Here is a 25,983-nt window from a genome sequence, read left to right as displayed (position 1 = left end):
CGTAGAAATCATGTTAGAGTCGGATTCTTCAGTCAAAGAGTTTTTTATCATTTCCCGCGTTTACGGAGCCTACTATGAAATTTATTCTCCTGAAAGAGGGGTTGTAAGAGCATTTCTTCGTGGAAGATTGAGAACTGTTTCCGCTGAAGAAAGACATCCGTTCGTTGTCGGAGATCAAATTCTTGCGGAGCCTTCGGTTGGTAAAGATTGGGTGATTTGTGAAAGATTGGAAAGAAAATCGTTCTTAACTCGTAAGAGTCGAGAAGGTGATACTCAGGTTTTATGCGCTAACGCGGATCAGACGGCGGTTCTTATTTCTTTAAAGTCTCCAGAGACCAAGGATGGTTTTTTGGATCGATGTTTGGCGGCGGTTTTTGCCTCAGGTACACAGCCTTTGATTTTATTTACAAAGTTGGATCTTATTTCCGAAGACGAGGCAGAAAGTCGTATGAAAATCTATCGGAATTTAGGATATCCTGTACTTGGAATTTCCTGCACAACCGGTCAAGGAATCTCCGAATTACAGAAATATCTGCGGAGAAAAATGACATTTCTAGTCGGAAATTCAGGAGTTGGTAAGTCTACTTTGATCAATCTATTGACTCGGACTCAGATTCAAAAAACTTCCGACATCAGCGTTTCCAAAGATAAGGGGAAACATACGACTACAAATTCCCTTTTGCTTGTTTTGGAAAATGGAACTACTTTGATCGATTCTCCGGGAATAAAAGAATGGGGAATTCTCCATTTAAAAAAAGAGGAAATTCTGGAAAGTTTTCCCGAACTCTCCAGTCAAAAAAAGCATTGTGAAGAATCAAATTGTTGTAAACTATCTTCCGGTTGTGCAATGTTATTCGCTTTGGAAACCGAATCGATGACATTGGAAAGAAGGAAAAGTTTAGAGTCGATGCTTGCAAGTCTTGGTAATCCACATAGGGTTACGCGGAGAGATAGAATTTCAAAATGAAAGTAACTCACTCCTGTCTGGAATTCGATTCCATTGACGATCTTATAGATTTTACCAGGGAATTTGAAACCGGGTCCATGATTCGTTTTCTTTCTCCGGTTGAAGATAATTCAGGGAATGTTTTGGTAAAAGAAGAAGTGCAGGTTAAGGAATCCACACTTTCCCGTTTAAAGGATATCAAAGGACAATATACCCCCAAGTTTGACGTAAAATTGAATAAGGAACTTGTGGAGCAGATTCAGAATATTCTATCCATAAAAATCGTGGATCAACTCAGAAATACGGATATGAAATTTCTGAAGTTTATGTATGAAAACGCGGTTTATAATTATAAGGGAATTATTCGAAATTCCTTACTTTCCAAAAAGATAGTTTTGACTCTGTTAAAAGTTTACAAACAAAATGTAAGTTTCTTCAAATACATCAGTGAATTGGGTCTTTTGACCCTCGGAATTGTGATGATTCCCGATACGATGAAGTTCAGACTTCTTCGAAGATATGCTTTCACTGCGGGAGTTCTCATGGACGTTCCTCGGATCGGAGTGGATCGGTTCATCAAATTGCCTTTCGATGATAATGAGAAAGTCGGAGTTGCGCATAAGTGCTCGGATATATTACAAAAACTTGATCTTATTGGATTTACGTACGCGGCGATTTCCAATCATATGCCACTCGGAATGATGGATAATCCAGATAAGCTGATTTCGATTGATAAAGCCGGAGAGAGTGAGAGTATAGACGAAACTTTTTTCGACGATATCGTTTCGAACGACGGTGAAAGCGATAGTAAGGAGGATCGTTCAAAAGAAGACGCGATTCCGGAAAAATCCTTCGATTTATTTCAAACATTACTGACTGACGCATTAAAACTAGCCCGTTATATCGCGAACGTCAGCCACAATGCTTCTGATAAAGACTATGTGATGGAGGAACTGGTTTACTACATCGCTTACAACACCTCCAAAAAATATTTTGACGAACTTCTTGCAAATCCTTTAGTTTCCACCTTCAAAGAGTTTGAAGTGAACGTTAAGAGACTGAGAAAGATTGCGGAAGTGGAAATGAAATGTGTTTATCCACCTTCGGCTTGGGCGTATCCCAAACCGAAATCTAGCCAGGTTCTTTGCAAAAACAAGGTTTGGGGCTGTCCAAATATCGTTATGGGTTGGGATATTCATGTAATTACGGCCCAGGAAGCCTTCGGTTGGGTCGGAACTATTCTTCCTATCGATAACTATCCAAAATGCAAATTGGAAGAGGAATTGGATGTTATCATCACAGAGCCGGAAAAACCGGAAAAACCAAAAAAAGTGAACTAACGTAAAGCGTTAGTTTTTTTACAAGAAATCAATCTATTTGTATGATATATTAATTCTAAATCCTTGCAATTTTCCGCGGGGAAACATGTTATTTAAAATGTAAGCTTTTTTGAGTTTGGGGGGAATCTATGAAACGTTATTTATTCATTACAGTGATTTGCATGTTGTCAACGGTCTGTAGTACTAACAAATCATCGGGTAGCGATCAGGTAAAAACCGAGTCTAATACTGCCGTAGCGAGAATTGTATGGATTCTTGGAGATGTCAAAATTCTTTCCGATTCCGGGGAAAGAAAAGCGGAATTAGGAGCCGTTCTTACTTCTAACGATCGGATTGTGACCGGATCCAACGGGGGAGCCGAGATTATGGTTTCGGACAGTGGTGTTGTCAAAATGTCTAAAAATTCCAATATCGAAATTTCCACTCTTATGAACCCAAACGGGTTGGATACAAACGTTCAAGTAAACTATGGAAAAATCGTGACTATGGTAAAGAAAAATCAGAAAACTACCGAGTTTACCGTTTCCACGCCGACTGCACTTGCAGGTGTTAGGGGAACTTCCTTTTTAACCTCAGTAGAAAGCCCGCAGGGATCAAGGATCAATTGTGCGAAAGAAAATTGTACTGTTCGATTTGCCGTGATCGAAGGAACTATCGCAGTTTCTAAAAAGGGAGAATCTTCCGAAGTTATCCTGAACAAAAACCGAGAACTTAGAATCGAAAAAAATCAAAAGCTTACGGATAAATTGATCCGTTCGCTTCAAAACGATTCTCTTACTGAAATGAAAGAATTGATCGTTCTTCATAAAAACGAAACTTTCGAATATGGAAAACTCGTGGAAGAACTTAAATCTTCCAGTGAAGAACTCAAAATCTTGAGCCAGTCAGGTTCTGTAGAGGAAGTGAAGGCGGAGTTTCAAAAACGCGAAGCAGACCGCAACAACGCTGACGAGGTTACGAAAATTGCTAAGGCAGTAAATGAAACCAAATATGTACAACAAGATGTACAAAAGGAAAAACTGAAATTAAATCCGAAAGAAAGTTTTTAAACTTAAATAACCCTAAACTGCGCTTTTACAAACCGGGGAAAATCTTCTCCGGTTTTTTTATTTTTAATCAAAAATCATTTAAAATTACGGATGATCGCCCTCTCGATTTTTTTATAATGGATTTCTTATTCAACTTGGTGGAAAATAATAAACTCTTATGAAATTTATTTTTGATCCGATACGATTGTTTACATTCTTCTTTTTTTTCTTATGGATTTTTATTGATTGTTCTTCCGTTCAAAAAATTGAAAACTTCAATTCCGTTTTGCAGGAACCGACATTTAAATCACTCAAAGAGGAAGAAGCGATTTTTGGAACGGGTTCCGATACCGACTATAAAATTCGAAAGACGGGACATTCGACTCCTGTCTTTGTTCTTGCTCCTTTTAAGATACCGAGAGAGATGGATTCGAAACTTGCAGCTTTCTTAAGCGATGAAATCCGGCTAATTTGGGCGAAGGTAAAAGGAAAACAAGTTCGAGTTGCAGATTCGGGTGGCGGCTTCAAAGAGTTCGATGAGTTTACGGAGACGATCAAAAAACTGGAAGTGGACGCCGTGGTAAAAACCGATATTCGCGAGGTCTCCGGAAAATGGATCGTAAACCAAAAAATCGTAGATCCGGTGAAAGATATTGTTTATGGAACTGTGGACGGATCTTTTCAAACTTCTCAAGTTGAGGACGAACTGCAAGCCAATCAAGTTTATTATCTAAAACACAGTTCGGGAGTTCTTGCACTCGATCCGAAATCTTCTTTAGTTCCCGTGTGGGAAAAGTCTTTGAGTTCTGGAGAAATCGACTCGATTCTTAAAAAATCGATTCAGGGTTATCTTTCATTTAGCGCTTCTTCGGCGGATACGGAGGTTTTGTTTCAAGGTGAGAAGATTGGAATCGCATCCTTTCGAAATTATCCATTGCCGGAAGGTTTGCAGCAGATTCAAATCACTCGCCCGGGACAAAAAGACGTAATTAAATCCTTACAAATTCGTTCGGGTCAAACGATTTCCATTTATCAAGAATGGAAAGAGGATCGAACACTGGGGGGAGTGAGAATTTTAAGTTTCCCGGAAGCGCTTCAAGTGGCGCTAGATGGTTTAAAAACTGGGGAAACCCCGTTTTATAGAAGTAATCTTAGTCCGGGAGCGGTACAACTGGAATTGGTTCGGGACACTGAGAACGGGCCGTTGGTTTATTACGAAGGTCAGTTGACCATAGAGGCTGATAAGATCACTGAAATTGCGTTGCCTTATAAAACCGACAACTTGGTTTCCGAACCCGAGTTCTGGAAACTTTCCGGTGAAAAAGGGTTTCAGGCCTTTTCGGGAAAAACATTAGATTTTCAGAATGTTTCTTCTTTGTCCCCCGGTTGGTATGGTGTTTTTTCCGCTCCTTTTGTTCCTGAAAATATGGAAGTGGAAGGAATCATTCCGGTCACCTCCGAATCGGATTCCGGGATTGTAGCAATTTCTTTTCACACATCGAAAAAAACGATCAGCTTGGAATATGAAAAGGAAAGACTTAGCGTATATTCCTTTCCTTCCAATGGAGATAATGTTGGAACATACAGATTTAGAAAGGAAGACAAAGAAGACGGACGTCCGTTTCGGATCGTAACGGATATGAAGGAGAAAACGATTCGATTGTATTTGGGATCTTCTAAAATACTGGAGGATACGTTCGATGTTTCCGGTGTTTGGCGGATTTCCATTCTTACGAGAGGAGAGAAATTTTCAAAACGTTCTCCGTTAAGAAATCTCAAGATCGAATATAAAGGATATAAATGAAAGGTTTGAATTCCATGAAAAACAATATCATATCTATTATCGTACTCGTTTTAATTTGGGGACAGTTTACTATCCATTGTTTGAGTAAGGATTTTAGAAAATCTCAAACTCAAGACGCGATTCTGGAGAAAGATTCGGCAACTCGTGAAAAGTTAAAACGAATTTCAAGGATTTTAAATGAAGGAAATTCTTTCTTTCAAAAAGGAAATTTTGAAAAGTCTTTGGAAAAAGCTAATCTTGCGGTAAATACGTATCCAACCGCACCTGGTTACTATCTTGCTGGAGTTTCCGAATACAAACTCGGTAAAAATCGCGATGCTCTCGTTTCCTTGAAAAAAGGAACCGATATCGATCCCGAAAATGAACAGATTTTACTCACGTTAGGCATCATTTATACCGCTGAAGGTAAAAACGAGGACGCGATAGAAGTTTATGGGAAACTGGAATCCTTGCCGGTCAAGGACAAATACAATTATTCCTTCAAAAAAGCGGTAATCTTAAAAAATCAAGGTAAGTTTGAACAATCCTACGAAACTCTCAAAAGAATTCCCGCAGAGGAATTCGCATTTCCCGCTCAATTGAACATGCAACTAGGAGACGCTGCGGTGCAATTGAAAAAGTATGAGGAAGCCGAGATTTATTTCGAAGAAGCGAGAAAAAACAATCCGGAATTATTGTCTGCAAAAAAATCAGCGTCCATAACCAGGGTTGCGTCGGCTTTGGAAAATGGGAACCAGGCCATGAGAAAAAAGAATTATAAGGAAGCTGCTTCTCACTTTCAAACTGCGATTCAAAACGATCCTAAAAATCCCACACCTTATATCTTTCTCGGAAATGCTCGAATTTTAACGGGAGAGTATGAGGCTGCATTGAAAGCTTTTGAGAGTTCTCTCGCACTTAAGTCCGATTATCAAGAAGCGATTTCGGGAATTGCGGCAGTACATTACAAAACTGGAAATTATAGAAAATCCGTATCTGTCTTGGAAAAATCGATCTCTCTATTTCCGAATAATGCGATTTATCAAAACCAAATGGGTTTGAATATGAAAGCCTTAGGTGAGCCTGCAAAGGCTCTCGTGTATTTTACAAGAGCCCGAGAATTGGATTCAGCATTTGCCGAACCCATAACAAATTTAGTATTTTTGTTGATCGCAGAAAATCGATATAAAGCCGCAAGAAAAGAGGCTGAATTCTTAAAGTCTGAATCTGAAAAGAAACAGATCATCTCGTTTATCGATGTCTCCGAACAGATTTACGAAGGGGATAAACACCTTAGACAAGGGGATACCAAGGGAGCGAAGGTGTTTTACGAAAAAGCAAAAAAAGCTTCTTCGGAGGAACCTTCCGTTTACAATGCATTTGGAAGGTTGTATTTCATTTCGGGAGATCCGAAGTCTTCCGAGGAAAATTTTAAAAAAGCTCTTTCCATAAATAAGCAAAATATTCCAGCGCTTCAAGGATTAATCCGCCTTTATTCTTCTCAAAAAAATCAAAACCTGGTTAATCAATACACGAAAGAATTGGAAAATTTAACCGGTAACGATCCTTCTGCAGCAATTGTTTTGGGAAGGACTTACGAAGATAAAAAGGAATACGAAAAAGCGGAAAACGTTTATAAAAATCTACAGAAAAAATTTCCGAATAACGAAGCGGTCAATTTTCGTCTTGCGATGTTGTATTATAAGATCTCTCTGGAAGAGAACGAAAAAAACAATCACGATTCCGCTTTGAACTGGATTTCCAAAGCGGAGAAACTGACCAAAGACATTCCTGAAATTGCGGAAACGAGAAAGACAATTCAGGAAAATCAAAAGTTCGAGACTGTAATTCCAATTATTCAAAAGGCAAATAAATTTTTCGATACCCGCCAGTATGAAAAAGCGATACCGCTGTATCAAGAGGCTTTTCAGAAAACTGGAAAGTTGACGCTGTATATTAAAATTGCTGAATGTCATTTGGCTTTAGGAAACGAAGAAAAAGGGATTTCCATGTTGGAAAGCCCTCCTCCGGGAACTCGCAATCTCCAGACTCGGGAAGCGATCAATGCCTTTTTACTTCGAAAGGGCGAAATAGACAAGGCCGAATCCGGTTTTAAAGAGATTCTCGCTAAAAAACCGGATTCTTATTACAGTCATTATCAGATGGGAATCATACATCTTCAAAGAAAAAAATACGAAGCCTCGATTGATTCTTTTGACAGATCTCTGCTTCTCAACACCGATTTTGTGGCTGCTAGAATTGGTAAGGGAATTTCCATGTATCATTCCGGAAATAAAAAGCTCGCTAAAGAGGGATTTGAAACCGCGATGCAGCAGGATTCCGCAAACGAACTTGCGCCTTATAACATTGGGATTATACTTTTCAACGACAATCTTTATAATGAGGCGATTGCAATCTTTAAGGAAATCATCCAAAAAAATCCCGAATTTTCGGACGCTCACTACCAGATTTCCTATATCTATTACAAACGTGGAGATTTGGAACAGGCCGAAAAAGAGATTCGTAAGGCTTTGGATCTGGAGAGAAACGAAAAAAATCTGTTTGGTCTGATTCGAATACTTTCCGAACAAAAAACGAAAATCGCAAACCCTGCCGTCAAAAAAGAAATTCTAGAATTAGGAAGAGAACTTGCTGAAAAGTTTCCCGCTTCTCCTCATGCGACTCAGGCTGAAAGATTAGTGATCACGGACGAAGATACTCCCGTGATTTTGCAGTCTTATCAAAGTAGAGGGAAATTAATCGGCGTTCCCGTGTTAATTAATAATTCCGTAATATTAAATTATGGAACCAGCGTGGAGACTTTGGATAAAAATCGAGGAATTCGCCTCTGGAGAATTCAAACAAAAACTCCTTATAAGTTCTTACTGGCTGATAAACGCCTCGTCGGAATTTCCGAAAAAAAACTCGAAATTATGGATCTTAAAACCGGACTCATATTAAGAGAAACAATACTTCCTGCCGGTGAAGTAAAAAAAGCGAATCTTTCCGGAGAAAATATTTTGATTGAAGTTATGTCCGGAAAAAGTTCTAAAATTTACAGCTATTCCGATCAACTCGAATTAAACGGTTCGATCGTTTTTGAAGGTTCATTTTGGGTCGGGATTAAATCCGGTGTTTTATTTTCAGTTACTCAGAAAGACGGAATTCAGACACAAATATATGATTCTTCTTTAAAGGATTTGAATGTCAAAACGGTTTCTCAAAGAGGAACCGGAGAACTTAGATATTTAGGATCCCATGAAACCGGAATTTTCTTTTTGTCTGGGAAAAAAATCGTTTCGATTGATAACGAAAAATCTACTTCAATCGATCTTCCGAACGATTCCACTTCTCAGTTCGTAGTTCGTTCTCCTTACCTTTGGTTTCGTGCGGGAAAAACCGTGTATCGCGTCGAATCAAACTCACTCAAAGTGAGTTCATTTACCGTGGAAGCGTCCGACATTGAAGGAATACTTCCGGGTAAGAAAGATGATGGAATCGTTCTATTTAAGTCTGGGAAGGCGATTCGTTATGGGATCGACGGTAAACCGATTTGGTCTTATCCATTGAAGGATGATGAGGGAAAAATTTATTCTTTAGTTTATCGTTAAAAGATTAATAAGTGCGTTTTGAAATTTAATTTTATCGAATGTATTTGGTTTTATGCTGGGCATTTATTCTTTGGTGCTCATGGGCTTCTAAATTGAACGAATAGAATGCGAGTTTGTACTAAAATTCATCGAGCGGAGACGCTTTAGTTAAACAAAAATGCAAAAATTCCTTCGAGAGTGTTCCAACAATAAAGTCCGTTAGGAAGTTCATAAATTATCGATTTTATGAAACAAATGGGAATTAATTTTTCAAAAACTCTATTATGGACATTCGGTGTATGCTTTTCATAAATACCAATGTAGCAAAAGTTTATTTTCGAATCAAAATCTGATCGATATAATAAATTCTTTTTCCTTCTTTCCGTTTTTTTCTTTCAAAATGAGAAACAGGAATTTCCTTTCTTTCCAATCTGAATTCCATCGTTTCCGGTTTGAAAATTTCCGAATCTCTGAAAAGACGAATTGTCTTTCTCGCATACGGACCATAATCCGTTGCGAAAGAAAACTTACCTTTTTCCGGAAGAAGAACTCTAAGGGATTCTAGAAATTTGGAATTTATAGTTCTTTTTTTGTGATGCCTTTTTTTAGGCCAGGGATCTGGAAAGTTGAGTAAAATTTCGGAAAATAGGTTTTCCTCAAACACATCCGCTAAGAACCAATTGAAGTTAACGCAAAGAATTTTCACATTATCAAGGGAATGTTTTTCAATTTCGCGTATCGTATGACGGATCCGGTCAAATTTCTTCTCCATCAATACGAAGCCTGTATTTCGCCTTTGAAGAGCCATGGCAATCGCCACTTCTCCCCAACCCGAGCCCAACTCTAAAAAATATGTCTCGAACACTTTTGAGAATAAATTTTCTTTTTTCAGTTTCCTTGCAGGACTAGCCTGCAAAAAATAATCCGAAACGAAAGGAATCCCGCTTGCGATCGACCAGAGTTTTTGTTCAAGATCTTGGGACATGGCTATCGCCAGGGAATTTTACACATTTTGTTTGTCTAATATAATACAGTGAAAATAAAATTATACGGCGTACGCGGTTCTCTCCCAACACCATTAAGTGAATCGGAATACAGAGAAAAAATTCTTAAAATTTTGAAGGCGGCTCATTCCGAAATCAAGCGGAGAAACGGGATGTTTTCAGAGGAGGAGTTTTTAGATTCTTTAGATCCTTCTTTATCCAGAACAGTCGGTGGAAACACCACTTGCGTTTTTATACAAGCTCAGTCGGGAGAGCGTTACATCATCGACTGCGGATCCGGAATGAGACAATTAGGGAACGATCTTCTTGCTGAGGGGTTAAAACCAGGAGATTCGATTCACATTTTGATCACTCATACTCACTGGGATCATATACAAGGCTGGATGTTTTTTAAACCCGCTTATTTTCCCGGCATAGATATTCATTTTTATTCTACTATTCCTAACCTTCAAGAAAGATTAGAAAGGCAACAAAACGAGGAGCATTTTCCTGTTCCACTTTCTGGCATGATGTCTCAAAAAACCTTTCACCTTTTGGAAAGAAATAAAAGTACGAACATCGGATCCATAAAGGTAACTCCTTTTCTTCTAAGACATCCGGGAAATTGTACCGGATTTCGGTTTGAGGAACAGGGGAAGAGTTTTTTGTTTTGTACCGATGTTGAAGTTCAAGAGCCTGATCTAGAAGAATTCTTTGAGCTCAAGAAGTCTTTTGGGGAAACGGACATGCTTATCATAGACGCTCAATACAGCTCGGAAGAAGCCGAGAAAAAAGTAGGTTGGGGACATACTTCTGGTAAGGTTGCGATTTGTTGTGGAGAAATTTTAGGAGCGAAACGATTGGTGTTGACTCATCACGAGCCAGATCATAGAGACGAAGATATTTCTAGAATTTTTCATCAGGAATCCAGAGCCTCTACTAAGATGAAAGTTCTTTTAGGAAGAGAAAACGATTTGTTTTCTCTTTAAAAACCGTTCTTTTGTGTTTTGATTTTCCTTTAAGAGTTTTTCTAAAAAGAATTTAGAACTTGTCCCAAAACACTAGAAGAAATCAGCGCAATCATTTCATAAGTTCGTAATAGAGCGTGCGGAATTCCCGCAAATCGGTGATTTATGGATTTTCTAACGGATTTTATCGTTGGAATATTCTCGTAGGAGTTCCTACACCCGAGGTTTTGGGACAAGTTCTTAGGCTTATTGATTTTCACTTTCTTAAAAATTTTCTTTTATTTCGTTCGATTTGAGTTATTCTTGATTGCACTATGCAAATCGAAATGGGGCAACAGAAAAAAGTCGCTATCGATGTTTTTACCGATAAGCGTTTTTATAAACGATTCCGAAAGAACAATCTAATAAAAATGGTTCTCGGTAAGAATGAGATTTTGGGGAATCTAGAAGATATGAGTATGATCGGAGCCTCGATCAGCTCACGAGAGGAAATTCTTTTGGGAGAGCGTGTAAAATTTATGTCTCCTTTATTTTCTGTTGAAATCGAGGCAGATGTTATTCGAAAAGATTTAGTTCAGGAAAAGTATAAGTATGGACTTGTGTTTCACGATTTGCCGGATTTTGTAATTGCCGAAATTTTAAATAAGATTGCTTCAGCCGGTTGAGGTTTTGTCTTAAAACCTTAAAAGAAATCATAATCCAGTAAATTGGTAAGAAATTGCAGGAATTCTTATATACTTGGATGGTTTAGTTAATCTTGTTATAATTTCTATTTTTCTTTTTATCAAAGAATTTTGTCGATTTTGGAAATATTTTATATACTTAGCCCTTAATTCGTAGGTATATAAGCCGACACTAATATTAGGATGAAAGTCGGTCCAGGAAATAAAGTTCAACTCGGTAAAGATGAATCTTTGCATTATGTTGGTCATGGACAGTTGGAAAGCGCCCCTGCTTCCACATCCGTTCTTCACGTCATTTCTCATGAACTTGGACACGTTGCCGAATTTCGTTCGGAAGCCATGAGAGATCGAGCCGAAATTCGCTCTTTAAATATGAAAATCCACTATGAATTTCGAAATGGAAAACTCGTGGCTGTCGCGGGTGAAACGGAAGCTGTTACTGCTCGAAAGTCGGAAGAAACAACACGAAAAAATGAAACTTCATGGGACGAATCTTCGAAAAAAGAAAACGTTCCTAAAAAAGAAGAAAAATCCTACATTTCCAGTAGTGGATTGGAGGATAAGGAAAAACAAATTCTTTTGGAGATTCGTAAGATTGAATCGGAACTTCAGACTTTTGAAGCGAAAAAAAAAGTGGAAAACGAACAAAGATTTGATTCCGTCCGAAAAGTAGAGCTGGAGGAGAGGAAGAGGAAGCTCGAGATGGCTCTCAACCAAGAAAAACTAAAAATGATCTTGGAAGATACTTTAAATACTTTTAAGGAACTGATAGATAAACAGGCTCGAACTAGTTTGAGAATATTAAATGCAAACGCTTCCGTTAAAACCGGAAATATTTTCGACGCGAAAGCCTGATTTTTTAAGAAATTCCTTCGATTTTTTTCGTATTACCTTCCACCAGAGTACCAACTGTACTGATCAATGAGTCTACAATTTTTCTGAGTTCGGGTAAACCTTTCCCCGATTTATTTGAAACAAGGACCGTTTCAAGCATCGGGTAAAGTTCGTGGATATTTTTCATTTTTTTTCTTAGTTTGGAAAGATCACTTTGATTGAGTTTGTCGATTTTTGTTCTAACCAAAACCGGTTTTATGTTTCTTTCAAAGCAGGTTCCGATCAATTCTAATTCTTCTTCCGGAAGTTCTCTTTGAGAATCGCAGACTAAAAACAGACATTTCAAGTCTTTAGCGAGATTCAAGTAATCCATGAGAAGATCCATCATTGCTTCGTGGTCTTTATGGGAATTTGCGGAATAACCGAAACCCGGTAAATCCACCAGATAGATAGAACGATTTACAAAAAAGAAATTAAGTAATTTTGTCTTTCCAGGGGTTGAGGAAACTTTTGCGAGAGATTTTCTTTCGAGAATTGCGTTGAGTAGAGATGATTTACCTGCATTAGAACGTCCTGCAAATGCAATCTGAGGTATCCCTTGGGAAGGAATTTGATTCGCCTCTCCGTAGGATGCTTTGAACTCGACGTCCTTAAAAAATGGTTCGTCTTTTTTTTGAGGATCCTCGTTCATATTCCGAGCTCCTGAAAATCAGATAAAATTTCGACTCCTGTCCGCTACAATGTCCCCTAATCTCGGATCCCAAAGACTCAGACAGATCACATCAACTTTCCCTTCCCTATAAAGTATGGGTAGCATTTTTCTAACTGGAACCGGAATCTCTTTTTGTCGCAAGATTTCGGAAATTTCAATACTCATCCCATTTTTGCGAATTTTGGCGCCGGGAGAGCATAAACCTGGAATGAATCCAGGAGAAATTTTTTTTTGGCTTCCATTCCATTTAAGTATCATATTTTTCGATTCTAATTTAAATCTTTTTAGACAGGGTGAGTTTTTAGGGATCATGTAAAGGTCGTAAGAGGACGATTTCCAAAACCACACTTCTTTGTTCTCAATACCGAAAGAATTCATCCTTTTCAAACAATCCATAAGATCTTGAAAAAAATTCCGAGTCGTCGGGTGTAGATTTAAAGACCGTAAATAACGATCTATAAAAAATTTTCTTTCTCTTTCAGAAAGATCGTTCAGGACCCATACATCAATTTTCAAAAAAGAAGGAGTTTTATGAGATGAAGCTTCTTTAAGAAGAATTTTAGAAGTAGGTTTTTCCATTCGATGAAAGTTTTTATAAATTCGATCTGGGTCCGCTCCTTCTTGTAACAGTAAAGGTAAGATATAATTTCGAATTCGATTTCTAAGATATTCGTTACTTTGATTAGATTCGTCTTCGAAGATAGGCCAAGATTCGGATTGCGAAATCGTTTTGATTTCGTCTTCAGTAAAAGCAAAAAGAGGTCTAAACCGATTTTTTTCATACCAACCTAAGGTTCGTAAAGAATTCCAACCACCTCCTCGAATCAGGTTAAGAAGAATGGTTTCTAGATAATCTGTAGAATGATGGCCCGTAACAATATAACCTTCGTATTGATTCGAAATTTTTTCCAGATCCTTGTATCTGAAAGCTCTTCCGGTTTCTTCGAGTGTTTTGCCTAACTTTCGAGATAAAACTGGAATATTTTTTTTTTTGAATAAATTCGGGAATGGAAACGTGCTCTCCGTATAATCGAGGATTTTTTTTTCCTGTTCCAAATTGAATCGAATCGAATGATCTAAGTGATAAATGCAAGGCACTGGAATTTTTTTCTCGACCCAAAGCCAAAAATAAAAATGAAGCAAAAGGGAAGAATCTTTCCCGCCGGAATAGGAAAGAACAGCGGGACGAGATAGTATCATCTCGTGAAAAGGAAAGATTCTTTTCCAGACCGTATCAAAAATATTTCGTGTGGATTCGGAGATCTTATCTCTCATCTGAACTGGTTAATGCAGGTATAACGGCTTCTTCGGATTGCTGCAAGAGTAATATTGTACACCCGCTTTTGATTTTCGATTAATTTGTGAATTTTAGAGATGCTTTCGTTTTAATGGATAATTTTTCAAACTTTGTCTATGTTTATTTGTAAGATTGCTAGGCGCTATTTTAAATCCATTCCGATTTAGTCCGTATCGCGGTCATTCAATTGAAAATGTAAGATCGTTATTCATTTTAGATTTAGGCACGTTACAGCTTATGGAACATAGAAATTGTAAAAGATACTATGTTATATAAGGGATGAGAATTATTTACTAAAATAATATAAATTCGGCACAACAAATGCGAAACTGATTATTATGCTGGATCGATAGAGCAGCACTTTAGTTTGAAGAATTTAGGTAAAACGCTTTTTACGAAAGCGTTTCAGTTATAAAATTTGTAAGCGATTCGCCAAACTTTCCTATCGAATTCACGTTAAAATACTTCAAAACCGAATTTTTTTTACATAGAGACTAAAATTACAAATGCGAATTTCCTCTTGAAATCGAATTTACTCCAAGATTGTGCCAATTCGGCATTAATTTTTATTAGCATTTTTGAAAAAATCGCTCCATAAATAAGCGAAAAATGAAAATTGGATTGACCCTAAAATTGTCAAATCGCAAAAATTTTAAGCATGTCAGGATATGTAAAGCCAAGTCCTTTAAGATCTATACAAGAAGTTGCAACTGCTATGAATTCTACTTTGGATCCGGATAAACTTCTAGACTTAATTCTAGAACGTTGCATTCAGATTTGCGAAGTCGGTTCGGGTTCTTTGATGTTAATTAATGAAAAAGAGAGCGTTTTGGATATTGTGACTTTTCGGGGCATGAATCCTTCCGTTAGAACCAAGGTAAAATTAAAAGTTGGAGAAGGTATTACCGGGATTGTAGCTGCATCCGGCGAAGGTATGATCGTCAGCGATGTTACGGCTAATCCGCATTATATTTCCATAAAAGACGATATTATGTCGGAGTTGGCGGTTCCTATGATCGTCGAGGACGTGGTGATTGGTGTTATTTCTTTGGATTCCAGTCGGAAAGGCGCTTTTAATGATGAGCACCTAGAAATTATCTCGACTCTTGCCAATCAAGCCGCACAGATTTTTAAAAACTTACAAATTTTCAGACAGCTGGAACAAAAGAATAAAATACAGCAGGTATTAATCGATATTTCTAGAACCGTTACTTCCACATTGGTTCTTCAGGAAATTTTCGAAGATATCATGGATCGTTTAGAAAAATCCTTAAACTTAGAGCGGGGAAGTATCGTTCTTTTCGAAGCGGAAAAAGCGATTTTGAAACTTGAAGCAGCTTCCGGTTTAACCGCCGAAGAAATGGAAAAAGGGGTTTATCTTCCCGGAGAAGGAATTACCGGGAAAGTTTTTGAAACGGGTGAGCCGATCATCGTGGAATCGATCGCAAACGACGAAAATTTTTTAAATCGAGTGGGTAACGCCGCTCATTTTAAAAATAATCCGGAGAACGTTAGTTTCCTTGCGGCTCCGATCAAATCCGACACCGGTGTTTTAGGAGTTGTAAGCGTTTATTTTGTCCATAAAAAATATATTGATCTAAAAACTTATTTAGACTTTTTGCAGGTAGTCGCTTCTGTAATATACCAAGCAATTCGAATTCAAAAACTCATCGACGAAGAAAAAAGAGAGATCTCAAGAGAAAACGTCCTCCTCAAAAGAGAATTAAAGAATAAATATAAGTTTGGCTCTTTGATAGGAAAGTCCAAACCGATGGAAAAACTTTTCGAAATGGTTCATCTCGTTTCGGATTCGAGAGCTTCCATTTTAATTACGGGAGAATCCGGGACTGGTAAAGAAATGATCGCATCCGCGATTCATTACAATTCTTCCCGTGCGGATAAACCGTTTATTAAAATTAATTGTGCGGCGATTCCGGAAAACTTACTAGAAAGCGAACTTTTCGGTCACAAGAAGGGTTCTTTTACCGGGGCGGTTTCGGATAAAAAAGGAAAATTCGAAATGGCCGATACTGGAACAATTTTTCTTGATGAGATCGGTGAGATGGATCTCAATCTACAATCTAAACTTTTGAGAGTTCTTCAGGAAAAAGAGATCGAAGCGGTCGGTTCTATAAAACCGAAAAAAATCGACGTGAGAATTATCGCTGCAACTAATGCCGATTTGGAAAAACTAATCTCAGAGAAAAAATTCAGACCGGACCTTTTCTACAGACTCAATGTGGTAAATATGCATACTCCGCCTCTTCGTGAAAGGGCGGATGACATTCCTCTTTTGATCAATCACTTCATCGCGAAGTATGCGGAAGAAAACGGTAAAAAAATCACAGGACTTACAAGAGAAGCGCATAAGCTTTTGATGAATTACAACTGGCCGGGAAATGTCCGAGAACTTGAGAATGTTATCGAACGTGCGGTTGTTCTTTCACAATTGGAAATGTTGGATATCCAAGACTTCTCGGAGATCAACGGACGGCTTCTCTACGGGAATGAAGATTTCGACCTTGAAACGGGTGATTCGGAAATGTCTTTGGAAATAGCCAATTCCAGATTTTCCTCCTCTCATTTGGACGCTCTTGATGGAAGAGCAATCGAAGTTATAATAGGTGAGGTGGAAGCCCGTCTGATTAAGTACGCGATGAAAAAATTCAAATATACCAAGACGAGAGTCGCCAAATTTCTAGGGATTAACCGAAACACTTTGGATAAAAAAATTAAGGATCTCAAAATTGATTATTGATTATTGATTATTGATTATTGATTTTGAGTCGAATCATAAGTTCGTAAGAAAATAGTAATCTGATTCTTCCGTTTTATTTAAAAGTTTCTTTTGTAAAAGACCGGCTCTTAACGTAAGTTCGACGTAAGAAGATTCATTTTTTTGAAAGCAAATCGGAATCTGAACTTTGTAAATCTATTCTTAAAATGTAAGGCTACTGCTATTTTAACGATGAAAAGGCGGTTTAAAAAGTTGTAAAATCCCTTACTGATTCCTACAAGTATTGTTAATTTTAGCGCAAATCCCTGTTGAAAGGTAGAGTTTTAGGAACTTTATTATAGAAGTCAGTAAGAGACGTAATTTGTGGAAATTCCTTCGTTTTGTTTGAAACATTTCAAAAACACTTTATCGTGCATAAAAAGCCGATTTAAAAGTTCTAAGGTGTTTTTGAGATATTTTTAAAGAACGACCGAATAATCATGATTTTTTGGATTTTAGGCATGTCAGTATCTGAAAATTAATATGTTGAATTCGGAGAATCTTGACTGAATTTCATGATACACGAAAGTGTGATGGTGGTTCTAGTTTCCGATTTTTTATAGTAGAAAGTTTGAATTTTAGGATGGAAATCCGCGCAAAAATTCCCAAATATGACATCTATTTGTTTCAAAACTTTTGAATCCGATTCGGATTGATTTCTAAGAATAGAGTTGTTGAAGAATTAAATTCTCTATCCGTTTCTGCTGCATTAAAATGGACGTTTGAAGCGGTTTTGTTAATCTGAATCATGGAATTTTTCAACAACTCTAATGTAAAGTCCCCTCAATATAAGGGAGTTTTTGAAATTCTTTTTGGGGATAAAATATAACTATTATTAGGTGAAATAAGATGATTCAAACCATCGATCGAAAACCAACGTTGAATACTCAGAATTTTTATAAATATCTGCCGGCACTTTCCTCTTTTACGGAGATTATAGAACCTTCCAATTATTTTACCGTTCCGGACGATTGGAATATAATCATCACGGATGTGGTGAATTCGACGGAAGCAATTCGAAATGGACATTATAAAGACGTAAACATCGCAGGTGGTATCACGGCAATGGCTGTCTCCAACTTCATGGGGGATATGGATTATCCGTTTTTATTCGGGGGGGATGGTATGACATTGTTGCTTCCGGATAGTGTTCTTTTTGCAGTGAAGGATATCTTATTTTCGATTCGAGAATCGGTGAAAAGCAACTTCGGCTTGAAACTCAGAGCCGGAATCGTAAACGTAGGGGAGTTGAAAAAAAGCGGTAAAGAATTAAAACTTTGTAAATTAAGAATTTCTGAATTTTACAACCAGGCGATCTTAACGGGAAACGCTTTGGATATGGCGGAAAATCTCGTTAAGAATGACGATTCGACGAACCCTTATATTATCCCTTTAACTCATAAGGCAAAAATTAAACCGGATTTTACGGGTTTTACTTGTCGTTGGCAGGATATTCCGAGCCATCGGGGAGAAACGGTTTCGTTTATCATTAAAATGAATTCTTCGGGTGTAGCTTCTGATCAAGAATTGTTGAAAATTGTCTTGGATCAAGTTGGCGTTCTCCTGGGGAACGACGCGGAAATTCATCCTCTTAAGGAAGAAAAAATCAAAGTGGATCTGTCCGGAAAATATTTTCGTAAAGAAGCGACGATTCATTCTGGAAGTAGAAAGGGAATTTTTCATTTTTTAAGAATGCTCAAGATCAAAATCGAAGGGATTATGCTCAACCTTGCCATCAACACACAGTGGAAGTTCGGTCCGAAAGTAAACGGAATGGAATTGAGAGAATTAAGAAAATCTCAAGTACTTGCTTCCGATTTTAGGAAATACGACGGAACATTAAAGATGGTTGTTGCTTGTGATTCCGATTCCAGAAAATCTTTTCTCGAATTTTTAGACGACCTTTATAAACAAGGAAAACTCTTTTACGGATATCACATTTCCGATAGGGCTTTGATGACTTGCGCTTTACACGAAGGTTCCGCGAGGGAAGTCCATTTTGTCGATTCGGCGGACGGAGGTTATGCTCTCGCCGCAATTCAGCTCAAAGGACAAATAAAAGCGTCAAAAAATTAAACCGAGTTTTATTTTCCAATTGTCGTCGAAAAGTTTATAATTGCACGTGAGTTCTTCTCCTTTTAGAATCAATCTCGTTGCAATGTCTTGTCCCATTGGGTTTGTTTGTTCGCTCGTAAAATCTTCTTTCGTATTCGGATCGTCACTGTGATTCATAAATTTGGAATTATCCGAACAGTAGAACCATTTTCCGGCGGTTTGATAGGAATAAATGCGAAACATTTCTTGAACGGATAACGGAAGGGAATTTAGTTCTTGATCAGTTAAAACCCAGACCGTCTTAGGATGATATTTCCAAATCAATTCGCCTTTTTGAATGTCTCGGCCGGCAAAAAGACCGAAACCGCCGATTGAGGAATCGGCGATGTATGTGGGTACTAATAGCATTGGAAAGAATGTAATTTAGCCGGGAAAAAAATTGCAAGTAAGAAAAGGGAATTCCTACAAGACCATGGCCTGCTGTTCGGGCTCGGGGACGGGGACGGGGACGGAAAATCTTTCCAGTTTTCCGTTGCGCATTTGAAAAACCTGGTCCGCTTCTCGAATTGTGGAAAGTCTATGAGTAACTGAGATTACCGTTCTTCCTTCTCTTAACAAAGAAAGGGTTTTCATAATTCTTGCTTCCGTTACCGGGTCCAAGGAGGAAGTCGCTTCGTCCAAAAGAAGAATCTGAGGATTCCTTAAAAATGCTCTTGCTATCGCGATTCTTTGTCTTTCTCCGCCGGAAAGTTTGGTCCCTCTATCGCCCGCGTTTGTTTCGTAGCCCATAGGTAACGAGAGAATCATCTCGTGTATTTCGGCTTTTTTGGCTGCTTCGACCACTTCTTCCAGAGTCGCGCTCGGTTTGCCGATACGGATGTTTTCAAAGATGGTAGTATTGAAAAGAAAGGTTTCTTGAAATACTACACCTATTAAAGATCGAACTGAACTCCTGGATAGGGAATTTAGATTCATACCGTCAAAAAGAATTTTTCCTTCGTTAGGTTGTACCATTCCTAGGAGAAGCTTGATGAAAGTACTTTTACCAACTCCCGAACCTCCTACGATGGCAGTATAACTTCCTTTGGGAATCGTGAGAGTGATATCGCTTAGATTTTTTGATCTTCCCTTGTATCGGAAATGAACGTTCTCGAAGTGGATCGCCTCTTTTAATTCCGGAATCGAGGATTCTTCCGGATCTGATTCAAATACCGGAGCGCGTAATAATTCTAAGATCCGTTTTGCCGATCCACTTGCGTGATTCAGCGCAGGTAAATATTGGGAAAGGTACAATAAGGAGTAACTTAAATTTAAAAATGGGGGTAAAAAAGCCGCTAAAGTACCTATACTAAGCGCATTATGATATGCGAATATAGTTCCTACAAGTAAGAGAACTCCTTGAAGAAATAGGATTCCCGAACCTGCGGAACGTTCCAAATAAGAATTCGTCAACCCGAGTCTAAGGGAAACTTGAAATAGTTTTTCACAGCTGTTCTTGAATCTGTTGAAGAAATAGTCGCTTAGATCATAAGCTCGGATCAAATTCTGTGCGGAAATGGATTCTTCCACCAAACTGAGTACTTGAGCTTCTTCTAATTTTCTTGTGTAACTGATTTCCGTGGACTTTCTGGATAAAAATCCCGGCCCTAAAAAACTAATCGGCCAGATGAGCAATGCGATCAAAGCAAGTTTCCAATCCAATAAAAAAAGTAAAATAGTCCCGAAGATCGCCTCTAAAAGAGGGCCGAGTCCCCAAGGAATAAACGCTAGAAGGGCGTGTTCTAATGCCGCAAGATCGTTGAAAAACCTGGAAAGAATATCCCCTAACTTATTGTTGGAAAAAAAATCCAAATTCAATCGATCCAAATGTTCGTACATTTGCAATCGAAGATCTTGGATAATTCTTGCGGAGGCCCAATTATAAAGATAATCTCTCACAGTTCCAAGAATTGTAAAAGTAATCGTTCCGATCGCAAGATAGGCTCCGATCCAATAAAGTGCATTTTGATTTCGGTTGATGAGGGCTTCGTCGATTAAATATTTAAAACTAAAAGGGATACTCGCATAAAATCCGATTTCGAAACAGAGAAGCCCGATAATGACTGAAATTCTTCCCTTATATTTTTTGGCGAATCGAAATAGTCCGAAAATCAAAAGACCTGGTGCGCCTTCCGTTTCCGAGTTCAGTTTTTCTTTTTTCGGATTCAGAGCTTTCCATTTTTTAGCGGAGCCTTTTTCCTTTTCCAGCGGCAAGTGTTCCGATTTTTGGATCAGGTCCGGATTGTATTCAAGAGGTCTTTTCATACCGTTTTGGGAAATGTCGTTCCTTTTATTTTTGGCGAATATCTTTCATTTCCACTCTTCTTTGACTGTTTTCCTTTGAAACCCTGAGGCAAGAATTTTTCACCGGATAAGAGACAGAATACGTCAGGAAAAGAGTCGTTTTTTTGAAACGCACAATTATATTTGTAACCAGGTCTATAGGATGATTCATTTTCACTATAAAGAGAACGATGGATTCTATACGGTTACTTTAAAAACTTCCGAAACTGCCCCCGGCACTCTCCATAAAATGGTGAAAGCAATGTTTTTTATGGGCTGGGAAATCGTTTCCGGCGACATCAAGACGATAGAAGAGGAAGGCCAGTTTTATAGCTACGATATTTTTACATTAAAATCAGATGAAACGGATTCTAAAATCAAGGCTTCTAAATTGGGGGTTCTAATGTCTTCCGTATTTACGGACGATTTCGTTCTGGAAGAAATTATTCATCATTCAAGCGAAATCGATCTTAGGAATACTTATCACCTTGGTCCCGATTCCAAGTTGGAATTCGAAGATATAGAATTGGGAACTAAAACTAAATTTACCCTTGAAGCTCCGGATAGAAAAGGTCTTCTTTACTTTGTTACTGGAGTGCTCAAAGAAAACGGGATTAACATTCATTCCGCGACGATTCGGACGGATCGGACCGGAAATCGGGCTCAGGATACCTTTATACTTTCCGATACAAAAGGAAAAAGAGGTTTTGCTGGTTCGTCATTAGAAGATCGCGTGAGCCGGAATATACTTGAGATGAGTTTGAATTCTTCTTGGAAATAATCGATAAAATATTTTTTTTTCGTCTCTTATAAAAAATATTCAGTGCAAACAGTTTATTCTCGCCTTTTCATGGATTAACAATGAAATTTTTGACCCGCTTTTTAATATACATAGCTAGTATTACTGTATTCGAAAGATAAATTTACTATTTAAGATTATTCTCATGGATGCCCAAAAAGACTTACAGAAATTCGATTTTACAGAAGAAATCATTCAACACTTTAAAATTAACAGCGTCATTCCGGTTGATTTCTACAATAGAAACGGGCAAATTCTTATTCATAAAAAGGAAAATGCCGACGGAGAAGACATTACAAAATTACTGAGGTTTGAAAATCAGGGGATCTACTTTTTAAAATCCGAATTTGAGAAAATTGCCGGTGGAAAACAAGGTTCTGGATCGGATACCGTAAATGGTCGGGAAGTAAGTTTCGCTAAATTAGTTAATGCTGAACTAACTGTCGAACTTGCAAGAAATGCTTCCGGCTTTTTATCCGAATTGAAAAAATTTCCTCTTCACGGAAATCAGGTAAGGCATCTTAATAAATCTATCGATGGAATATTAGAAGACTTTAAATCTACGCCCGATATGGAAAACGGGTTAGTCAATATCATTGAGGTTATGAGTAATGCCGGAGTTCCAATGGATTCCGAAATACTCACAAAACGCACCGTGATCTCCATGGCGATGAAGGTAAGAGCGGGAAAGGTTTTTACCAAAGTGGATATGGAACAAAAGAAGTTGGATCAGATGAATCTGATGATGTCTTCTTATCTTGCGGATGTGGGTTATACTCAGATGAAAATTCCGATGCAAAAAGATCTGAAGGCGGAAGAATTCGAATACATCAAAAATCATCCGATTATCAGTTATCTTATGGTGGCTAACCTTCCGGATTTAGATGATAACATCAAAACTCTGGTTCTCAATCATCACCGTCCTCACAAAGGCGAAGGGATGAACAATAATTATCCTCAACCGAAAGTTCTCGTTCATAAGCTCAATCTTTATAAAGAAAAATATAAGGATGATCCGATGAAGGCCGTTTTGGTCGGAGATATTCAAAAACAGATACGGAATATTCTCACTAATAACCTTCCTATAGAAGATATCGGGGTTATTTCCATTGCGGGAGAATTTGCTTCCTTAACCACAAGACAGGAATGGAGGGAGGCGTTTGATCCTTTGGTTGCGATGAAGCTTATTTTGAATAATAGTTTTTTTGCATATAATGAAAAGACTCTGAGGGATTTTTATGATCACATCGGTCTTTCCTTGTGCAATAATCAACCTTTTATTCAAGAAGGAGATTTCGTAATCGTGGTTACACAGGATTCTAATCAGAGGGTGTTTTTCGAGGTTTGTATTATTCGGGAAATGTATAAAACTCAAATTCGTCCTATGCTGGAAAGGATCGGAACCATCCGACCGAATTTCAGCAATATGGGAAAACTGAGGATTTCCGGGTTTGATATTTCTTCGTTAAAACTCGATCGAAGGAGAGCGATTTACAATCTCGAGAAAAATCAAGATCCGAGAAGAATCGTTTACGTTCTAGATCCGAATATAGATGCTCGCCTTTACGAAGAATTGTCTAAACAGACTGGCGAACTTCCTAAAGAAAACGTTTAATAGATATGTAATTTAACTACTTTGCTTATTGTATAATTTTAATACTATTTTCCCAAAAACAAGGTATAGAATTAAAACAATCGAACATCCCAAAAATATACCATTCTGGTAAATATTCGAGATATGATGATTTAAATGATATAATGACAGACAAATAATAAATTGTATGACTCCATACATTATATTTCCTGTTGGACTAAACCCGAACATCCCTAGAAATTTTGTATTTGTAATGCCAAAAATAAAATGAGGCATTGCATTCATCAAAAGAACTCCAATCGTAAAATCGATTATATTCATTTATTCGTATTGTAATTAACGTAAGTTCGACATAACAAATATGCAAGCGATTATTATGCTGTGATCTATAACGAGCAGCACTTTAGTTTAAAAAATTCAGGTGAAACGCTTTTTACAAAAGCGTTTCAGGCCGCGAGCTATTTTATCTATGAAATTTGCGAGCTGCGACGACTCATAGGGAGTCGTAACACTTTAGTTTCTTATTCGCCCAAACTTTCTTACGCCGAACTCACGTTAATTATGAAATTTACGAGTGATTCGTCCAGACTTTCTGACAGCAAGTCCCAAAATCCCAGTTTACTTTGTCAGAAAGATCAAGCTGCAAAGTTCTGTCTCAATTTTGGGACAGAACCTTATATCGAACTCATATTATATACGGTTAGTTTTTTAACACAAATTCTCGTTTAAAGACAGAATTTTATGGGAATTCTATTAGAGTTGTTGAAAAATTAATTCTCTATCCGTTTCTGCTGCATTGAAATGGATGTTTGAAGCGATTTTGTTAATCTGAATCATGGAATTTTTCAACAACTCTATTATATAAAAATCAGGAGTGCGCCGTTTTATCGATCATTATGGAATAGAATACTATGATTTTTAAAACGAGGGTAAAATTCCAGGCGCTTGAATTCCATGTTCTTGAATAAAACCACGACGAACGTTTTCAAATCGTTTCTTTCACTGACCGTCGATTGATCGTGAAACCGGTTTCAAACGAAAAAATGGCCTTAGCCCCTTATGGTCCGTTTTATAAAAATCTTCTATGATTTTAGGAAATAATTTTTTGAATTCTTGCGGCTTTTGTTAAAATGTACGTTTCATAAATAATTTTTTTCCAGTCCGATTTTGTATTCTTCCTGAGTAGGAATTGTGAAGAAATACGCAGACCTCTTTCGAAACGGAATTAAGGGTATTTGATAAAATGAATTCTAATGTGAATCATAGCTCGCATTCGGTTAATAAGGAACTTTTGGAAAAATTCGAATTCAATTCCGACGTTATCAAAAGTTTTATCAGTCAGAGTGAGGTACCGGTCGATTTTTATAATAAAAACGGCCAGATCTTAATCCATAAAAAATCGGATGCATCCGAAGAAGACGTTACAAGACTTCAAAAATTTGAAAGTCAGGGGATTTATTTTCTTATTTCGGAAAAAGATAAATTTATCAAACCGAAAAATCCGGATGCGGTTCACGGAAGAGAAGTTTCCTTTACGAAACTCGTAAATCCGAATCTTGCGATAGCCCTTGCCAAAGAAGCTTCTGATCTTTTAGAGGAACTCAAACACTTTCCGTTGACCAACAATCATATCCGCTTGGTTCAGAAAGGTATCGACGATATTCTTGCCGACTTTAAGGCAAGTTCGGATATGGAACTGGGACTTGTAAACGTGATTGAAGTGATGGGACAAGCTGGTGTCAGAACGGCTTCCGAGATGATGACCAAACGTACAGTCATTGCTATGGCGATGAAATTAAGAGGGATGAAAGCTCTTAGTAAAAACGATAACGAAATTCAAAAAACAAAACAACTTAACGTTATGCTAGCTTCATTTATGGTGGATGTCGGTAAATCCAGGATGAAACTTCCGAATCATATCGATCTTCGTCCGGAGGAATTTGATTATATCAAAAATCATCCGATCATCAGTTATCTTATGATTGGAAATTTAAGCGGGGTCAATTCGGAAGTTAAATCGGCGGTACTCAACAGTCATAGGACTTTCCGCGGAGAAGGTCTGAATAATAATTATCCTTCGACAAATATGATTATTCGAAAACTGACCGAATATCTTCAAAAGTATAAAGACGATAAATCAAAACAAATCCTGATCAAAGACATTCAAAAACAGATCCATCACATTCTAGGAAATACTTACACGGACGAAGATCCTGGAATTATTTCGATCTCCGGGGAATTCGCTTCTCTCAGTACGAACCAGGAATGGCGTC

Annotated in this window: 17 protein-coding genes and 1 pseudogene (1 of these 18 running past the window's edge); 13 read left to right on the top strand and 5 right to left on the bottom strand. The window is 37.8% G+C overall.

Features of this window, described 5'->3' with window-relative positions:
- Positions 1-10: 10 nt before the first annotated feature.
- The 5 genes from rsgA (at position 11) to CLV95_RS04820 (ending at position 8,708) form a co-directional block, all read left to right on the top strand.
- Positions 11-967 carry a ribosome small subunit-dependent GTPase A gene (gene rsgA, locus CLV95_RS04840; protein ID WP_002726719.1) on the top strand — a complete coding sequence of 319 codons (957 nt, stop codon included), beginning with the start codon at positions 11-13 and terminating at the stop codon, positions 965-967.
- On the top strand, positions 964-2,286 hold the full coding sequence (locus CLV95_RS04835; protein WP_107694876.1) for a hypothetical protein: 1,323 nt from the start codon (positions 964-966) through the stop codon (positions 2,284-2,286). The genes rsgA and CLV95_RS04835 overlap by 4 nt, the downstream gene beginning before the upstream one ends.
- 128 nt (positions 2,287-2,414) lie before the next feature.
- Entirely contained in the window at positions 2,415-3,335 is a 921-nt protein-coding gene (locus tag CLV95_RS04830; RefSeq protein WP_002732501.1) for a FecR family protein, read from the top strand.
- A 157-nt stretch (positions 3,336-3,492) separates the two neighbouring features.
- Complete coding sequence (locus CLV95_RS04825) at positions 3,493-5,118, top strand: LIC10124 family lipoprotein (protein WP_002732631.1); 1,626 nt, start codon at positions 3,493-3,495, stop codon at positions 5,116-5,118.
- Positions 5,115-8,708 (top strand): tetratricopeptide repeat protein, encoded by a 3,594-nt coding sequence (locus tag CLV95_RS04820; protein WP_002732563.1) that lies wholly within the window; start codon positions 5,115-5,117, stop codon positions 8,706-8,708. The genes CLV95_RS04825 and CLV95_RS04820 overlap by 4 nt, the downstream gene beginning before the upstream one ends.
- Before the next feature lie 310 nt (positions 8,709-9,018).
- On the opposite strand, the gene trmB is transcribed toward CLV95_RS04820, so the two are convergent.
- Positions 9,019-9,672, bottom strand: a complete 654-nt coding sequence (trmB, locus tag CLV95_RS04815; protein ID WP_002732455.1) for a tRNA (guanine(46)-N(7))-methyltransferase TrmB — start codon at positions 9,670-9,672, stop codon at positions 9,019-9,021.
- Between the two features lie 48 nt (positions 9,673-9,720).
- Between trmB and CLV95_RS04810 the strand changes: the two genes are divergently transcribed.
- The 3 genes from CLV95_RS04810 to CLV95_RS04800 all read left to right on the top strand — a co-directional run bounded on the left by CLV95_RS04810 (position 9,721) and on the right by CLV95_RS04800 (position 12,176).
- Entirely contained in the window at positions 9,721-10,659 is a 939-nt protein-coding gene (locus CLV95_RS04810; RefSeq protein ID WP_002739129.1) for an MBL fold metallo-hydrolase, read from the top strand.
- A gap of 293 nt (positions 10,660-10,952) precedes the next feature.
- Entirely contained in the window at positions 10,953-11,303 is a 351-nt protein-coding gene (locus tag CLV95_RS04805; protein ID WP_002732733.1) for a PilZ domain-containing protein, read from the top strand.
- A 201-nt stretch (positions 11,304-11,504) separates the two neighbouring features.
- On the top strand, positions 11,505-12,176 hold the full coding sequence (locus tag CLV95_RS04800; protein WP_002732620.1) for a hypothetical protein: 672 nt from the start codon (positions 11,505-11,507) through the stop codon (positions 12,174-12,176).
- Positions 12,177-12,180: 4 nt separating this feature from the next.
- Here the strand turns inward: CLV95_RS04800 and yihA are convergent, their stop codons facing one another.
- Complete coding sequence (gene yihA, locus CLV95_RS04795) at positions 12,181-12,846, bottom strand: ribosome biogenesis GTP-binding protein YihA/YsxC (RefSeq protein WP_002726696.1); 666 nt, start codon at positions 12,844-12,846, stop codon at positions 12,181-12,183.
- Positions 12,843-14,142, bottom strand: a pseudogene (gene tilS / locus CLV95_RS04790) (tRNA lysidine(34) synthetase TilS). Before tilS ends, yihA begins: the two are co-directional and overlap by 4 nt.
- A 737-nt stretch (positions 14,143-14,879) precedes the next feature.
- Here tilS and CLV95_RS04785 point away from each other — a divergent pair.
- Positions 14,880-16,922, top strand: a complete 2,043-nt coding sequence (locus CLV95_RS04785) for a sigma-54-dependent Fis family transcriptional regulator (RefSeq protein WP_002732254.1) — start codon at positions 14,880-14,882, stop codon at positions 16,920-16,922.
- 867 nt (positions 16,923-17,789) lie between these two features.
- The gene (locus tag CLV95_RS04780; protein WP_002732431.1) at positions 17,790-19,016 is read left to right on the top strand and encodes a DUF3095 domain-containing protein; all 1,227 of its coding nucleotides are present in this window, start codon (positions 17,790-17,792) and stop codon (positions 19,014-19,016) included.
- Here the strand turns inward: CLV95_RS04780 and CLV95_RS04775 are convergent.
- Entirely contained in the window at positions 19,005-19,403 is a 399-nt protein-coding gene (locus CLV95_RS04775) for an SET domain-containing protein (RefSeq protein ID WP_002724463.1), read from the bottom strand. The two genes, CLV95_RS04780 and CLV95_RS04775, sit on opposite strands and share 12 nt — an antisense overlap.
- A 54-nt stretch (positions 19,404-19,457) precedes the next feature.
- Positions 19,458-21,299, bottom strand: coding sequence for an ABC transporter ATP-binding protein (locus tag CLV95_RS04770; RefSeq protein WP_107694874.1), 1,842 nt, complete (start codon positions 21,297-21,299; stop codon positions 19,458-19,460).
- 181 nt (positions 21,300-21,480) lie between these two features.
- On the opposite strand from CLV95_RS04770, the gene CLV95_RS04765 reads away from it, so the two are divergent.
- The 3 genes from CLV95_RS04765 to CLV95_RS04750 form a co-directional block, all read left to right on the top strand.
- Positions 21,481-22,098: an ACT domain-containing protein gene (locus CLV95_RS04765; RefSeq protein ID WP_002724498.1), complete on the top strand. Its 618-nt coding sequence runs from the start codon at positions 21,481-21,483 to the stop codon at positions 22,096-22,098.
- Positions 22,099-22,261: 163 nt separating this feature from the next.
- The gene (locus tag CLV95_RS04760; protein WP_002724492.1) at positions 22,262-23,731 is read left to right on the top strand and encodes an HD-GYP domain-containing protein; all 1,470 of its coding nucleotides are present in this window, start codon (positions 22,262-22,264) and stop codon (positions 23,729-23,731) included.
- A gap of 1,222 nt (positions 23,732-24,953) precedes the next feature.
- Positions 24,954-25,983, top strand: the 5' portion of a protein-coding gene (locus CLV95_RS04750) for an HD-GYP domain-containing protein (RefSeq protein WP_002732554.1). Its footprint extends 464 nt past the window's final position; the window shows 1,030 of its 1,494 coding nt (coding positions 1-1,030); the start codon lies at positions 24,954-24,956; its stop codon lies off the right edge, out of view.

It is taken from the genome of Leptospira borgpetersenii serovar Javanica (assembly GCF_003046425.1).
GTDB classification, from domain to species: Bacteria; Spirochaetota; Leptospiria; order Leptospirales; family Leptospiraceae; genus Leptospira; species Leptospira borgpetersenii.
Note: the sequence above shows the minus strand (reverse complement) of the source record. Positions and strands in the feature narration are given on the sequence as shown.